At 31.5% G+C, this 14,377-nt stretch carries 14 protein-coding genes; 12 read left to right on the forward strand and 2 right to left on the reverse strand.

What is annotated here, in order from left to right; all coding sequences use genetic code 11:
- Positions 1-8: 8 nt before the first annotated feature.
- From NBRC110019_RS01290 to NBRC110019_RS01305, 4 genes are all read left to right on the forward strand, one after another.
- Complete coding sequence (locus tag NBRC110019_RS01290; protein ID WP_281751527.1) at positions 9-818, forward strand: enoyl-ACP reductase FabI; 810 nt, start codon at positions 9-11, stop codon at positions 816-818.
- 29 nt (positions 819-847) lie between these two features.
- On the forward strand, positions 848-1,546 hold the full coding sequence (deoD, locus tag NBRC110019_RS01295) for a purine-nucleoside phosphorylase (protein WP_281751529.1): 699 nt from the start codon (positions 848-850) through the stop codon (positions 1,544-1,546).
- Positions 1,547-1,691: 145 nt separating this feature from the next.
- Positions 1,692-2,150, forward strand: a complete 459-nt coding sequence (smpB, locus tag NBRC110019_RS01300; RefSeq protein WP_281751531.1) for an SsrA-binding protein SmpB — start codon at positions 1,692-1,694, stop codon at positions 2,148-2,150.
- A gap of 324 nt (positions 2,151-2,474) precedes the next feature.
- Positions 2,475-4,118 carry an ArnT family glycosyltransferase gene (locus tag NBRC110019_RS01305; protein WP_281751533.1) on the forward strand — a complete coding sequence of 548 codons (1,644 nt, stop codon included), beginning with the start codon at positions 2,475-2,477 and terminating at the stop codon, positions 4,116-4,118.
- Here NBRC110019_RS01305 and NBRC110019_RS01310 read toward each other — a convergent pair.
- On the reverse strand, positions 4,115-4,759 hold the full coding sequence (locus NBRC110019_RS01310) for a protein-L-isoaspartate(D-aspartate) O-methyltransferase (RefSeq protein WP_281751535.1): 645 nt from the start codon (positions 4,757-4,759) through the stop codon (positions 4,115-4,117). The genes NBRC110019_RS01305 and NBRC110019_RS01310 overlap by 4 nt on opposite strands.
- A 149-nt stretch (positions 4,760-4,908) precedes the next feature.
- Between NBRC110019_RS01310 and NBRC110019_RS01315 the strand changes: the two genes are divergently transcribed.
- The 8 genes from NBRC110019_RS01315 to miaA are packed head-to-tail and all read left to right on the forward strand — an operon-like array spanning position 4,909 to position 13,810.
- Positions 4,909-5,877 carry a Gfo/Idh/MocA family protein gene (locus NBRC110019_RS01315; RefSeq protein ID WP_281751537.1) on the forward strand — a complete coding sequence of 323 codons (969 nt, stop codon included), beginning with the start codon at positions 4,909-4,911 and terminating at the stop codon, positions 5,875-5,877.
- Between the two features lie 13 nt (positions 5,878-5,890).
- Positions 5,891-6,778 carry a 3-hydroxybutyryl-CoA dehydrogenase gene (locus tag NBRC110019_RS01320; RefSeq protein ID WP_281751539.1) on the forward strand — a complete coding sequence of 296 codons (888 nt, stop codon included), beginning with the start codon at positions 5,891-5,893 and terminating at the stop codon, positions 6,776-6,778.
- 1 nt (position 6,779) lies between these two features.
- The gene (locus NBRC110019_RS01325; protein WP_281751541.1) at positions 6,780-8,003 is read left to right on the forward strand and encodes a DUF1015 domain-containing protein; all 1,224 of its coding nucleotides are present in this window, start codon (positions 6,780-6,782) and stop codon (positions 8,001-8,003) included.
- Between the two features lie 3 nt (positions 8,004-8,006).
- Positions 8,007-8,675, forward strand: a complete 669-nt coding sequence (locus NBRC110019_RS01330) for a YggS family pyridoxal phosphate-dependent enzyme (RefSeq protein WP_281751543.1) — start codon at positions 8,007-8,009, stop codon at positions 8,673-8,675.
- Positions 8,676-8,702: 27 nt separating this feature from the next.
- A complete protein-coding gene (locus tag NBRC110019_RS01335; RefSeq protein WP_281751545.1) occupies positions 8,703-10,076 on the forward strand; it encodes a 3'-5' exonuclease family protein in 1,374 nt (457 codons plus the stop codon).
- A 3-nt stretch (positions 10,077-10,079) separates the two neighbouring features.
- Positions 10,080-12,047 (forward strand): DUF3858 domain-containing protein, encoded by a 1,968-nt coding sequence (locus tag NBRC110019_RS01340; protein ID WP_281751547.1) that lies wholly within the window; start codon positions 10,080-10,082, stop codon positions 12,045-12,047.
- 6 nt (positions 12,048-12,053) lie between these two features.
- The gene (locus NBRC110019_RS01345; RefSeq protein ID WP_281751550.1) at positions 12,054-12,860 is read left to right on the forward strand and encodes an ion transporter; all 807 of its coding nucleotides are present in this window, start codon (positions 12,054-12,056) and stop codon (positions 12,858-12,860) included.
- A 35-nt stretch (positions 12,861-12,895) separates the two neighbouring features.
- A complete protein-coding gene (gene miaA, locus NBRC110019_RS01350; RefSeq protein ID WP_281751552.1) occupies positions 12,896-13,810 on the forward strand; it encodes a tRNA (adenosine(37)-N6)-dimethylallyltransferase MiaA in 915 nt (304 codons plus the stop codon).
- A 170-nt stretch (positions 13,811-13,980) separates the two neighbouring features.
- On the opposite strand, the gene NBRC110019_RS01355 is transcribed toward miaA, so the two are convergent.
- Complete coding sequence (locus tag NBRC110019_RS01355) at positions 13,981-14,376, reverse strand: heavy-metal-associated domain-containing protein (protein WP_281751554.1); 396 nt, start codon at positions 14,374-14,376, stop codon at positions 13,981-13,983.
- Position 14,377 lies beyond the last annotated feature (1 nt).

Below are 14,377 nucleotides of genomic sequence, written 5' to 3' on the forward strand. Positions count from 1 at the left end.
ATAGGAACATGTATAATTTACTAAAAGGAAAAAAAGGAATCATATTTGGTGCGTTAGACGAAAACTCTATCGCGTGGAAAACAGCTGAAAGAGTACATCAGGAAGGTGGTACATTTGTTTTAACAAATGCCCCTATTGCTATGAGAATGGGACAAATACAAGAACTTGCTGATAAAACAGGTTCAGAAATTATTCCTGCTGATGCTACTAGTGCAGAAGATTTAGAGAACTTAATTACTAAATCTATGGAAATCTTAGGAGGTAAGATTGATTTTGTACTACATTCAATAGGGATGTCTGTTAATGTTAGAAAAGGTCGTCATTATACTGATCAGAACTATGATTTTACAACCAAAGGATGGGATGTTTCTGCTGTTTCTTTTCATAAAGTAATGCAAACCTTATATAAGCAAGATGCTATGAACGAGTGGGGAAGTATTGTAGCATTAACGTATATGGCTGCACAAAGAACTTTTCCTGATTATAATGATATGGCTGATAACAAAGCATATTTAGAGTCTATTGCTCGTAGCTTTGGTTATTTCTTTGGTAAGGATAAAAATGTACGTGTAAACACAATTTCACAATCTCCTACACCAACAACAGCAGGACAAGGAGTTAAAGGCTTTGGTGGATTTATTGCTTATGCAGAAAAAATGTCTCCACTAGGTAATGCAACTGCTCAAGACTGTGCTGATTATACAGTAACTTTATTCTCTGACCTAACTAAAAAAGTTACTATGCAAAACTTATTCCATGATGGAGGTTTCTCTAATACAGGGGTAAGTATGGAAGTAATTGAAAGATTTGAAGACTAGGTTATAGAATAATTACGGAAAATGAATTTATGAGTTTACATATTGAGGCCAATGTTGGCGATATCGCAGAAACTATTTTACTTCCGGGAGATCCATTAAGAGCAAAATGGATTGCAGAACATTTTCTAACAGATATTAAATTGTATAATAATGTTAGGGGTATGTTAGGGTATACTGGTTATTACAATGGAAAAAGAGTTTCTGTTCAGGGTAGTGGTATGGGAATTCCATCAATAGCAATTTATACTCATGAGCTAATTAATGATTACGGAGTAAAAAAGTTAATACGTGTAGGTAGTGCAGGTTCTTATCAAATAGATGTAGCGCTTAGAGATATTGTTTTAGCCATGTCAGCATCTACTAACAGCGCTATTAATGATGCTACTTTTCATGGGGAAACATTTGCACCAACGGCTAGTTTTAACTTATTAAGAAAGGCGGCAGCTTTTGCCGATGATCATAACATAAGTTATAAAACTGGTAATATTTTAAGTAGTGATATTTTTTATCAGGAGAATCCTGATTATTATAAGAAGTGGGCTAATCATGGGGTACTTTGCGTAGAAATGGAAACAGCAGCTCTTTATACCATTGCAGCTAAGTTTGGTGTAGAGGCTTTATCTGTATTAACTATTTCTGATAGTTTGGTAACTCAAGAGTCTACAAGTTCAAAAGATAGAGAAACTACTTTTAAAGATATGATAGAGATAGCTTTATCATTGGTCTAGTAAAAAATATTTTTCAATAAAGTAAAGAGAGATACAAACGTATCTCTCTTTCTTTTTTAAGGAGCTATAGGGGGGAATAACGCTTTATTAATTGGAGTTTTAGTAGTTATTAAATTGCTGAAAATTATTGTAATTTTGTATTCTTATGCAGAAAAAAATTAACATACAGAATAAAAGAGCTAGGTTTGAATATGAAATACTTGATAAGTATACGGCGGGGATTGTATTAACCGGTACCGAGATCAAGTCGATTCGACTAGGAAAGGCTTCTATTGCTGAAAGTTTTTGTGAGTTTAATGAGCGTGGTGAATTGTTTGTAGTGAATATGACAATAGAAGAGTATGCTTATGGTACACATTACAATCATAAGCCAAAGACAGAACGTAAATTATTACTTCAGAAGCAAGAGCTTCGTAAATTAAATAAAGAGGTTAAAAATGCAGGTCTAACTATTGTTCCTTTAAGGGTTTTTCTTACTGATAAAGGATTGGCTAAAATGGATGTAGCATTAGCTAAGGGTAAAAAATTATATGATAAGAGAGAAACTATTAAAGATAGAGATAACAAAAGAAACCTGGATAGGATTAAAAAAGCATATAAGTAATATAAAAAAAGAAAAGCTACTTTACAGTAGCTTTTCACCCCAAACCTTGAAACAATAAAAAACTTATTGCTTAAAAAACTTACGTAGTACACAGAAAAGTACTCGTTTGTAAAATCATTATTATGAGAGGAATATTAAATGATTAATACATTGCAAACATATAGATTAAAGTGGTTTTGAATTATACGTATATATACGTATTTTAATAAAATATAAGATAATTTTCATTTTTATTTGCAGTTATTTTATGTTGTTGTTAATTCTTTAAATAGTATCTTGACCAAACATCTTAATTATTAATTTATTGTACTTATATTTTGGGGAATGATTTATAGGCAACATCGTTATTTTATAATTTTTGCTGCTTTGGCAGCATTTTTTTTATTTTTCAATTTAGGAGGCTGGGGAGTTGCAGAAACGAGTGAAGCTCGTTATGCAGAAATTAGCCGAGAAATGGTACTTTCAGGAGATTATTTAAATCCGCAATTACTTGGTATTTACCATTATCATAAACCTCCTGTTACTTACTATATTACAACTTTCGGATATGCTCTATTTGGAATCAATGAGTTTGGTGCACGATTTTTTTTACAAATAGCGGTTATTTTACAATTAGTGCTAGTTTATAAGCTTGTTATTCATTTATATCATAATAAGCGGATGGCATTGTATACGGCAATGTGTTATTTTTCAATCCCAATATTAATTATGGGAGGGAGGAATCTTACTACCGATGTTTTTCTAACACTATTTATAATTGCAGCTATTTATCATTGGGTTGTTTATATAAAAGAGGGTAAAGGTGTTTGGAATTTGTACCTCTACTATTTCTTAATGGGACTAGCTTTTGAGACCAAGGGGCCGGTTGCATTATTATATCTATATAGTTTTACGTTTTTGTATAGAATGGTTTTAAAAGAGAAATTTAAATTAACAATACATCAAATTATTGGATTTCTGCTGTTTTTAGTAATCGGATTGTTATGGTATGTATTAATTATTTATCAAAAACCAGAATTGTTACATTATTTTGTACTTAACCAGACAGTAGATAGAATGGCTTCAAAATCTTTTCATAGAGAGCAACCTTTTTGGTTTTATATCCCAATTGTTTTAGGGGTTCTTTTTCCCTATATAATAGGGTTTGTAGCTCGGATAAAAAGAATATTTTTACAGGGTACAAGGTTAGATAAAATGTTTATTTATTATGTAGGTATACTTTTTGTCATTTTTTCGGCATTTAGTACAAAGCGTATATTCTATATTTTACCTTTATTTTGGGTGATAGCTTTACTACTGGTTAAAGCTTTAGAAGAATGTTCTTTTAGCTTACTAAAAGCTATGAAAATTTCTTATTTGGTGTTACTAGGCATTTTTGCCGGAGCTTTTGTTTTCCTGTATTTTCTACCCTTAGAAGGAATTGTGATTACTTTAATTCCGTTACTAATAGTAGTAGCTTTAACTATCACCACATATTTTGTATATATAAAATATCTTAGAAATAATTACAAACCACAAATAATATATGGTTTAGGCTGTACCTTCTTATGTATAGTGGTTCTTAGTGGTACTTTTTTTATGAAAGAGAATCACAATGCTATAAATTCATTTAAGCCAATAGTACGTTTTATAGATAATGAAAGTACTAACGAGGGGAAAAGAATATTTGCCTTTGACTTTATGATTTCTTCAATTCCATTTTATTCAGATACTGAATATTTTGAGGTTAACTACTTACATGATACCGTGGTTAGAGAAACTCAATTTCAGGACAATGATGCATGGAAAGAACATCACATAAATGTGTATCTAAAAGCTGAAGCGGATAGATTTAGAGAGTTGCTTAGTTCGGGTAAAAATTATGTACTGGTTAAAAAGAAATATGGTATTTATGAACCTTTTAATTTTATAAAAGAGAAATTACCTAAACAAAAAGATTTCGGTAAATGGATTGTTTATTACAACTAATTTTTATTTTCTAGCATAGGAACAAATCGAAACTCTCCAAAGGTAGTTTTTTCAAATTCTTTAGGTCCTTTTCTAACTAATAATGTCATGATTTGAGGATCGTTGCCAACAGGAATAACTAAGCGTCCGCCAATTTTAAGTTGTCCCATAAGAGGTTTAGGAATAAAAGGTGCTCCAGCAGTAACAATAATACTATCAAAAGGGGCTTCTGCTGGTAATCCTTTATAACCATCTCCAAAAATTAATTTCTTAGGCTTTAAACCAATTTTAGGCAAGAATAAGTTGGTTTTTTTAAATAACTCCAATTGCCTTTCTATAGAATATATTTTGGCGTTTAAAGCTACTAGTAAAGCACATTGATACCCACTTCCTGTTCCTATTTCCAAAACCTTATCATTGGGTTGTATCTGTAATAATTGGGTCTGAAAAGCAACTGTAAAGGGTTGCGATATAGTTTGCCCGGCTCCAATAGGAAATGCTTTGTCTTGATAGGCATGATCTTCAAATGTACTATCCATAAACAAATGTCTTGGGATATTCTTTATAGCTTCCAGAACTTTTTTATCGGTAATACCTTTTTGTTCAAGAATCTTTATAAGTTGGTTACGTTTACCTTGATGTTTTGGAGTATCTTTAAGCATTGTTTACTGGGTTGTGTTGACAAAAATAATAATACTACCTTTATTAAAATTAAAAAGATACTAACAAGGTGCTTTTAGAAGTGTTTACTAGCGCTATTTTCTTGCTAAACCTTTAAGAAGCCTTATTTTTGTAAAAAAGAATAAAACTTATGCTTAAAGCTGGAGTATTAGGTGCGGGGCACCTGGGAAAAATACATTTAAGATTACTTAATCAATCAGATAAATACGAATTAGTGGGGTTTTATGACCCTGATAAAGACAATGCTAAGAAAATTGTAGAGGAGTTTGGGTATACCTATTTTGATACAATAGAAGGTTTAATAGAAGCAGTAGATGTTGTTGATATTGTTACACCAACACTTTCACATTACGAATGTGCGGTAAAGGCTATTAATAAAAAGAAACATGTTTTTTTAGAAAAACCTATTTCGAACACGGTTGAAGAAGCTGAGTCTATCATAAAGCTTGCTACTGAAAATAAAGTAAAAGGGCAAGTAGGACATGTGGAAAGATTTAACCCTGCATTTACTGCAGTGAATGAAAAAATAAATACACCCATGTTTATCGAAGCACACAGATTGGCTGAGTTTAATCCTAGAGGTACAGATGTACCTGTGGTATTAGATTTAATGATACATGATATAGATGCTATTTTAAGTGTTGTTAATTCTAAGGTAAAACATATTAGTGCCAGTGGAGTAGCAGTTATTAGTCATTCACCTGATATAGCTAATGCACGTTTGGTTTTTGAAAATGGTTGTGTAGCAAACTTAACAGCTAGTAGAATATCTTTAAAAAACATGCGTAAGTCTCGTTTCTTTCAAAAAGATGCATACATAGCAGTAGACTTTTTAGAGAAAAAAGTAGAGGTAGTAAAAATGAAAGATGCTCCTCAGGTACCTGGAGATTTTGATATGATTTTACAGAATGCCGAGGGCGAAAGAAAGCAGATTTATTTTGAGAACCCTGATATTGATGCTAATAATGCTATTTTAGATGAGCTGGAAACATTTGCGGATGCAATAGAAAATGATACAACTCCGGTAGTTACTTTAGAACAGGGTACTGAAGCCTTACGAGTAGCTAAAGGAATTATTGAAGCATTTGATAAGAACTAATATTGAATAGATCATGAGAAATATAGCAGTTATTGGTGCCGGTACTATGGGGAATGGTATTGCGCATACATTTGCTCAGTACGATTTTAAAGTAAATCTTATAGATATATCGGAAGCTGCATTAGAAAAAGGATTTTCTACTATTAGTGGTAATCTTGATAGAATGGTAGCAAAGGAAAAGATATCGGCTGAGGATAAAGAAAATACTTTAAAAAATATTACTACTTATACAGATATACCTGATGGCGTAAAAGGAATGGAGTTGGTTGTAGAGGCGGCAACAGAAAATGTAGATTTAAAACTAGCAATATTCAAACAACTAGATGATGTATGTGATGAAGCAACCATTTTAGCTACCAATACTTCTTCTATTTCAATTACTAAAATAGCGGCTGTAACTTCTAGACCTGAAAAGGTTATAGGAATGCATTTTATGAATCCGGTACCAATTATGAAATTGGTAGAGGTTATTAGAGGATACAATACTTCTGATGAAGTAACAGAAATTACAATGTCACTTTCTAAGACTCTTGGTAAGGTTCCTGTAGAGGTAAATGATTACCCGGGTTTTGTTGCCAATCGTATTTTAATGCCAATGATAAATGAGAGTATTGAAGCCTTATACAATGGCGTGGCAGGAGTAAGTGAAATTGATACCGTAATGAAATTAGGAATGGCACATCCTATGGGACCTTTACAGCTAGCCGATTTTATAGGGTTAGATGTGTGTCTTTCAATTTTAGAGGTAATGTATAACGGATTTAAAAACCCGAAGTATGCTCCGTGTCCATTATTAGTAAATATGGTTACTGCCGGAAAATTGGGTGTAAAATCAGGAGAAGGCTTCTATGAGTATAGTGAGTCTAAAAAAGCAGAGAAAGTAGCGAAGATGTTTATATAATATGCCAAAAGTAATACCATTTAAAGCCGTTTTACCTAATAAAGCTTTTACTTCTTTAGTAGTTTCAAGATCTTATGAAACCTACAAAAAGAAAGAATTAAAGGCTAAGTTAGCCTATAATCCATATTCATTTCTGCATATCTTAACACCAGGTTTTAAGTTTCAGCATGAAATTAGTGGGGAGCAACGGTTTAATATGGTAAAGAACAGATATCTTGAATTTCATGAAAGAGATATCTATGAATATAGTAAAAAGGAATGCTATTACATTTATCAGATAGAAACGCATCATGATACCTATATTGGTATTATTGCGGCAGCCAGTGTAGACGATTATAAAAAGGATCTCATAAAAAAGCATGAGGATACGATACAGAAGAGGGAAGAGGTTTTTAAGGAATATTTAAAGGTAGTTGGTTTTAATACAGAACCAGTACTGTTAACCTATCCTGATAATGATGTAATTAATGAGATTATAGCTAACATCACGGCATCTGAAACTGATTATCAATTTGCAACAGTTGAACAACAGTTGCATTCTTTATGGAGGATAGAAGACAAAAAACAAATTGAGCTTATACAGTCACATTTTGAACGGATGAATGCTGTTTATATTGCAGATGGACATCATAGGTCTGCTTCTTCCTATTTACTTTCAGAAGAAATGTATAATGCTACAGGGAATACGAACTATAATTATTTTTTGAGTTTTTTAATTCCTGAGTCTAATTTGAAGATTTCTGAATATAACCGATTGGTAAAAGGACTTAATGGATTATCAAAAGAAGAATTTTTATTTCGGTTAGATGAAACTTTTCGAATAGAAAATAGAGGACTAGAACTCTATAAACCTTCTAAGAAATATCACTTTAGTATGTATCTTGATGGAGAATTTTATTCTTTATACCTTAGAAAGTCAAAGTATAATTTTCCAGATTCATTAAGTAAGCTGGATACGCAGATACTTTTTAAAACCATTTTGGAACCTATACTAGGGATTTACGATTTACGAAATGATAGTAGAATATCGTATGGTTGCGGTAAAGACAATATCATAAAAATGAAAAAGCAAATTGATGATAAGGAGTTTGATGTAGGTTTTGGAATGCTACCCATTACGGTAGAAGAATTAAAACACATTGCTGATGCGGGTTTACAAATGCCCCCTAAAAGTACTTATATAGAGCCCAAATTAGTTAGTGGGCTAACTATTTATGAATTTTAAGTTATGCAGATACAAGAGAATTTAAAAGATATTAAATCAACATTACCAGAACAAGTTACCTTGGTAGCGGTTTCTAAAACAAAACCTATAGCAGATTTACAGGAGGCCTACGATGCTGGTCAGCGTATCTTTGGAGAGAATAAGATTCAGGAAATGACCGAGAAATGGGAAGTTTTACCTAAGAATATAGAGTGGCACATGATTGGACATGTACAGACTAATAAGGTAAAATATATGGCGCCTTACGTAAGTTTAATACATGGTGTTGATAGTTTTAAACTTTTAAAGGAGATTAATAAACAAGCAAAAAAAAATGATAGAGTTATTTCTTGCTTGCTTCAAATACATATTGCAGAAGAAGATACCAAATTTGGTTTTAGTGAGGAAGAATTAATGGAAACATTAGCTTTAGAAGAGTTTTCACTTTTATCACATGTTAAGGTGGTTGGGCTTATGGCAATGGCTACCTTTACCGAGAATGAAGAACAAATAGAAAGAGAGTTTTCTTCTTTGAAGAAATTATTTGATAAACTTAAGAATACAACCACTTTAAATATAGAAATGAAAGTACTGTCTATGGGGATGAGTGGTGATTATAAAGTAGCGATTAAAAACGGGAGTACAATGGTAAGAATTGGTAGTAGTATTTTTGGTGCCAGAAATTATCACTAAATTGTAGTTTTAAAATAAGATATATTTGTGTACGCAATTTTAGATATAGAAACAACTGGAGGTAAGTTTAATGAAGAAGGGATTACAGAAATAGCCATTTACAGGTATGATGGACACCAAGTTGTAGATCAATTTATTTCTTTAGTAAACCCTGAAAAGGATATACAGCCATTTGTGGTTAAGCTTACTGGTATAAATAATAAAATGCTGCTTACAGCTCCTAAATTTTATGAGGTAGCTAAGCGTATTGTTGAAATTACGAAAGATTGTATTATAGTTGCTCATAATGCTAAATTTGACTACAGAATTCTAAGAACGGAGTTTAGACGTTTAGGTTTTGATTATTCTAGAAAAACCATTTGTACCGTAGAGCTATCTAAAAAGTTGATACCTGATAAGCCATCATATAGCTTGGGTAAATTAGTTAGATCGTTGGGTATACCCGTGAGCGATAGACATAGAGCTAACGGAGATGCTATGGCTACGGTTAAGTTATTTAAATTATTACTTTCAAAAGATTCTTCTAAAGAAATAATAAAAGGCGCTATTAAAAGCGATATGGAGCACCGTATGGCTCCTAAGTTATTAGATATTGTAGAGCAATTACCGACGGTTACAGGCGTATATTATATTCATAAGAGTGATGGCGAAATTATCTATATAGGTAAAAGTAAGAATATAAAGAAAAGAGTAAACCAGCATTTTACAAATAAGAATAAGAGTGCGCTGATTATTCAGAAAGATGTTGTTGCTGTAACCTATGAAGAAACCGGAAGTGAATTAGTAGCCTTATTAAAGGAAAATGAAGAAATAAAAGTTAATAAACCAAAATTAAATAAGAGCCGCAAAAGAACATTATTTAATTTTGGTTTTTATCTTAAAGAGTTGTCGTCTGGCTATAAGACGGTTATCATACATAAAGTTTCAAATGTTAAAGATGAAGTTCCTCTAATGACTTTTACCTCTATTTTTGAAGCTAAGAATGCTCTTTATAAAATGGCAGATGATTTTATTCTTTGTCATAAACTTTTGGGCTTGTCTGAAGCTAAAAAGAATTGTTTTAATTATACAATAGACAAATGTAAAGGCGCATGTATTGGTAAAGAACCTATTGAAGAATACAATACGAGATTTGAACAGGCTATTTTAAAATATACGTATCAATATCCTGATATGGCAATAGTTGACAAGGGGAGAAGCGTAGATGAACGCAGCGTTATTTTAATAGAAAAGAATCAGTTAAAAGGTATCGGATTTTATAATTTGAATTACCAGATTAATCATTTAAGCGTGTTAGAAAATATTGTAACCCCATTACAAAATAACGGGAATGCCCAACATATAATTCAATCATATTTAAGAAAAAGAAAAGTAATTAAGATTATTGAATTAAAAACCTAACCAATGAAATTTTTATTTACGACAATTTTATTCACCGTATTTTCTTTATGTTTTTCTCAGGATGTAAATTTTAAATACGGGAATGTTGATGCGAAATCTTTACAGATGAAATCATATGATAAAGACCCTGAAGCAGGTGCTTTAATTTTATATGAAAAAGGGGTCTCTGAAATAATATTCGATAGTTATAGAGGCTTTTATATTCAGTATACATACACAGCAAGATATAAGATTTTTGATAAAAAAAGCTTTAATAAGGCTACTTTTGAAATACCCCTTTATAAAAGTGAGAAAGGTGGACATAGAGAGCGGATTGTGAGTATTAAGGCGAAATCTTATAATGCTGATGGTGAGTCTATAAGTGTTTCAAAATCAGATATTTTTAAGGAAGATTACTCATCGAGTATTGAGTTGGCGAAATTTACCATACCAAAAGTTAAAGAGGGAACGGTATTTGATGTCGAGTATACAAAAACTTCACCTTATGATAGACATTTTCCGTCTTGGAATTTTCAATCAGATATACCTAAACTATATAGTGAGTATGAAACTAAAATACCAGGTAATTATACCTATAATGCCAAAATAGTAGGAACCATTCCTCTTGCCTCTCATACTTCAAAATTAGAAAGAGATTGTGTAATCTATGGAGGGACTCATGCAGGTTGTGGTATTAATAATTATGTAATGAAAGACATTCCTGCTTTTAAGGAGGAAAAATATATGACGTCAAGTAAAAACTATAAGGCTTGTATAGATTATGAATTGAGTGAGTATGAAAATTTTAGAGGTGTTAAACAAACATTTACAAAAACATGGAAAGCAGTAGATAAAGAAGTAAAAACGGAAGATTTAGGGAAACAAGCTAGAAAAGAAAAAGCATTTGAAAAACTGATACCAGTTGATATAGCTCTTATGCCTGAAGGAGTAGAGAAAGCTAAATCTATTTACTATTTTTTACAAAACAGAATGGTTTGGGATGAAACCTATAAGTTATATAACAATATAGATGTAAAGAAAGCTTATGAAAATAAAACAGGCTCTAGATCAGAAATGAATCTTGTTTTATTAAATATGTTAAAAGCTTCAGGGTTTGATGTTTATATGGTATTAATAAGGGAACGAGAAGATGGTCTTCCAACATTGCTTTATCCTGTAATGCTCGATTTTAATTACGTTGTAGTGAAATTGGTATTGGATGATAAAGTTTATTATTTAGATATAACAGAATCATATTTACCTTTTGGATTATTACCTATCCGTGCAATAAATGATTACGGTCGAGTTTTTGATTTTAAGAATGAAAGCAAATGGGATAACATTTATATGACATCATTGTCTAAAAGTAATATTTTTGTCCAGTACGAAATAGATTCAGTTGGAGCTATAATCTCTAAATCGTCTAATAAATATAGCGGATTTCATGCGGTAAGTAAAAGGCAAAAAATTAATTCTTTGAGGAGAGAAGTATATTTGGAATCGTTAGAAAATGATTTGAGTGATGATAATAATGCTTTTATCAGTAATTATGAAAATTACAATGCTTCAGATGCTGAAAAGGTATTGATAGAGAATTATCATGTTACGTATGAAGATTTAATGGAAGAAGATAGGGTTTTTCTATCTCCACTTAAATCAATGTTGTTTAACGAGAACCCTTTTAAACTAAAAGAAAGAACATATCCGGTAGATTTCGGTTATCCATTAGGGTATAGCATAAATATGCTGATTAAACTTAGTGATAATTACGATATTACCAACATCCCTGAAAGTTTTACCTACGAATACAAAAATTTAATTAAGTTGAATTTTAAAGTAATATCTCAGGGTAACAACATTAGTTTTAAAACTGATTTTTATGTTTATAAATCAGTATTTCTACCTGAAGAATATGATGAGTTGAAAAAAGCATTTAGTAAATTAGTAGATATTACTAATCTTACACTTATTTTGAACAAGAAAGCCTTATAGTTAAATATGAATGAACGTTGGAAAAAGAAGCTCTATGAAATTATTTACGAGGCCGATACAAAGGCTGGTAAATGGTTTGATATTGGGCTACTTTTTCTAATATGTTTTAGTATTGTACTGGTAATGTTGGAGTCTGTAGCATCTATAAATGTTACGTATGGTGATTTATTTTTGATTTTAGAATGGAGTGTTACTATTTTATTTACTATAGAATATATTCTTAGAATAATTAGTATTAAACGCCCACTAAAATATATTTTCAGTTTTTACGGACTTATAGATTTTATTTCAACCATACCGCTATATGTATCCTATTTCTTTGCTGGCTCACATGTTCTTATAGCGTTTAGAGCGTTGCGACTTTTAAGAGTTTTTAGGGTTTTAAAATTAGTACGTTTTTTAGGAGAGGCTTCTCAGCTTAAAGAGGCTCTTAAAGCAAGCAGAACTAAAATAGTAGTGTTTATATATACAGTACTTATTATTTCGGTTATTTTAGGAACCATCATGTATTTAATAGAAGGAGAAGAAAGCGGATTTACGAGCATTCCCAGAAGTATATATTGGACTATTGTAACCTTAACTACTGTAGGTTACGGAGATATAGCCCCGGCTACTAATCTAGGGCAGTTTGTGGCATCGTTGATAATGATCTTGGGGTATGGAATTATTGCTGTACCAACAGGAATTGTAACAATTGAATTTGCCAGACAATCTAATAAAGTACATTTAAATACACAGATTTGTAGTAATTGTCAATGTGATAACCATACGGATGAGGCAAAATTTTGCTATAATTGCGGAGAAAAATTGTAGCTTTTAAAATAGGTTATAAAAAAGTTTATAAATCATTGAAGTTAGATAAAACTAAATATATTATTTGTGTAGTTGGTCCTACTGCTATAGGTAAAACAGCTTTAGGAATTAAATTGGCTAATTACTTCGATACTGAAATAATTTCAGCTGATTCTAGACAATTTTTTAAAGAGATGGCTATTGGTACTGCTGTACCTTCTTCAGATGAATTGTCGGCTGCAAAACACCATTTTATTCAGCATATAAGTATTACGGAGAATTATAGTGTAGGAGATTTTGAGAGAGACGGTCTTGAACTTTTAAATAAGCTATTTAAAACAAAAGATATCGTTGTTGTTGTAGGAGGTAGTGGCTTATATGTAGATGCTTTAGTGAAAGGATTAGATTATTTTCCGGAGGTTTCTCCTAGTATTAGAGAAGAGCTTAATCAAAAAGCTATAGAGGAATTACAAGTGTTGTTATTGGAAAAAGATCCTGATTACTATAACAAGGTAGATATTAATAATCCGCATCGTTTAGTACGAGCATTAGAGATTTGTATTGGAACCGGAAAAACTTATTCTTCATTTTTGAATACCGGTAATGGTTCAAGAAATTTTAAAAGTATTTATGTCGGTTTAGAGGCTGATAGAGAAGTGATATACGATAGAATTAATAGGAGAGTAGATATAATGGTGGATAGTGGATTGCTTCATGAGGTTGAACAACTAAATGATTATAAACATTTAAATGCTTTGCAGACTGTTGGGTATAGAGAGTTTTTTAATTATTTGAAAGGTGATTGGACATTGGAATTTGCAATTGATGAGGTTAAAAAAAATACAAGAAGATTTGCAAAAAGACAATTAACCTGGTTTAGGAGAAATGAAAAGATTCACTGGTTTAATTATGACATGACTATCGATAGAATTAAAAACAAAATAGATACTTTAATTAAAACATCTAAATAATATCCTTAGAACATTAAGGATAACTTAATTTGAACGATCTCAAATAGCCGATTTAGAAGTATGATTCACAAAAAAACAAAATACCTAAAACAAAAAGACCGTCATAAATACTTTTAAGACAGCCTCTTTTTTACTTACTTGGTGGTTGATAGTAAATGCTTCGAAGTAGTTTACTGATTCATTTTCATTTCATGATCGTAATGACAACATGCAGGTAACCCCTCATATGCACTTTCAGAACCTGAAAAATTCTCAGTATCATAACCGGAAGCTGCAATGGCCTTTTTAATATCGGTAAGCGTAGTTTTAGTGCTATCAAAAGCAACTTTAATTACTTTATGATCTACATCCCAATTAGATTTTGCTACGCCATCAACTCCATTTGCAGCTTTTTCTATAGTAGACTTGCACATTCCACAGTTTCCTCTTACTCCAAAAGTGGTTATTTCTAATCCTTCAACACTGGCAGTATCAAATTTTTCTGTTTCCTTTTCTTTTTTAGTTTCATTACAACTGGTAAAACTAATGGTTGCGATAGCAGCAATGGCTAAAATTACTTTTTTCATA

This window comes from Neptunitalea chrysea, from assembly GCF_027924145.1.
In the GTDB taxonomy this organism is placed as follows: domain Bacteria; phylum Bacteroidota; class Bacteroidia; order Flavobacteriales; family Flavobacteriaceae; genus Neptunitalea; species Neptunitalea chrysea.

Excerpts from the sequence above, each read along its gene's own strand:
- NBRC110019_RS01290 (WP_281751527.1), top strand. The coding sequence starts at position 9 with ATGTATAATTTACTAAAAGGAAAAAAAGGAATCATATTTGGTGCGTTA.
- deoD (WP_281751529.1), top strand. The coding sequence starts at position 848 with ATGAGTTTACATATTGAGGCCAATGTTGGCGATATCGCAGAAACTATT.
- smpB (WP_281751531.1), top strand. The coding sequence starts at position 1,692 with ATGCAGAAAAAAATTAACATACAGAATAAAAGAGCTAGGTTTGAATAT.
- NBRC110019_RS01305 (WP_281751533.1), top strand. The coding sequence starts at position 2,475 with ATGATTTATAGGCAACATCGTTATTTTATAATTTTTGCTGCTTTGGCA.
- NBRC110019_RS01310 (WP_281751535.1), bottom strand. The coding sequence starts at position 4,759 with ATGCTTAAAGATACTCCAAAACATCAAGGTAAACGTAACCAACTTATA.
- NBRC110019_RS01315 (WP_281751537.1), top strand. The coding sequence starts at position 4,909 with ATGCTTAAAGCTGGAGTATTAGGTGCGGGGCACCTGGGAAAAATACAT.
- NBRC110019_RS01320 (WP_281751539.1), top strand. The coding sequence starts at position 5,891 with ATGAGAAATATAGCAGTTATTGGTGCCGGTACTATGGGGAATGGTATT.
- NBRC110019_RS01325 (WP_281751541.1), top strand. The coding sequence starts at position 6,780 with ATGCCAAAAGTAATACCATTTAAAGCCGTTTTACCTAATAAAGCTTTT.
- NBRC110019_RS01330 (WP_281751543.1), top strand. The coding sequence starts at position 8,007 with ATGCAGATACAAGAGAATTTAAAAGATATTAAATCAACATTACCAGAA.
- NBRC110019_RS01340 (WP_281751547.1), top strand. The coding sequence starts at position 10,080 with ATGAAATTTTTATTTACGACAATTTTATTCACCGTATTTTCTTTATGT.
- NBRC110019_RS01345 (WP_281751550.1), top strand. The coding sequence starts at position 12,054 with ATGAATGAACGTTGGAAAAAGAAGCTCTATGAAATTATTTACGAGGCC.
- NBRC110019_RS01355 (WP_281751554.1), bottom strand. The coding sequence starts at position 14,376 with ATGAAAAAAGTAATTTTAGCCATTGCTGCTATCGCAACCATTAGTTTT.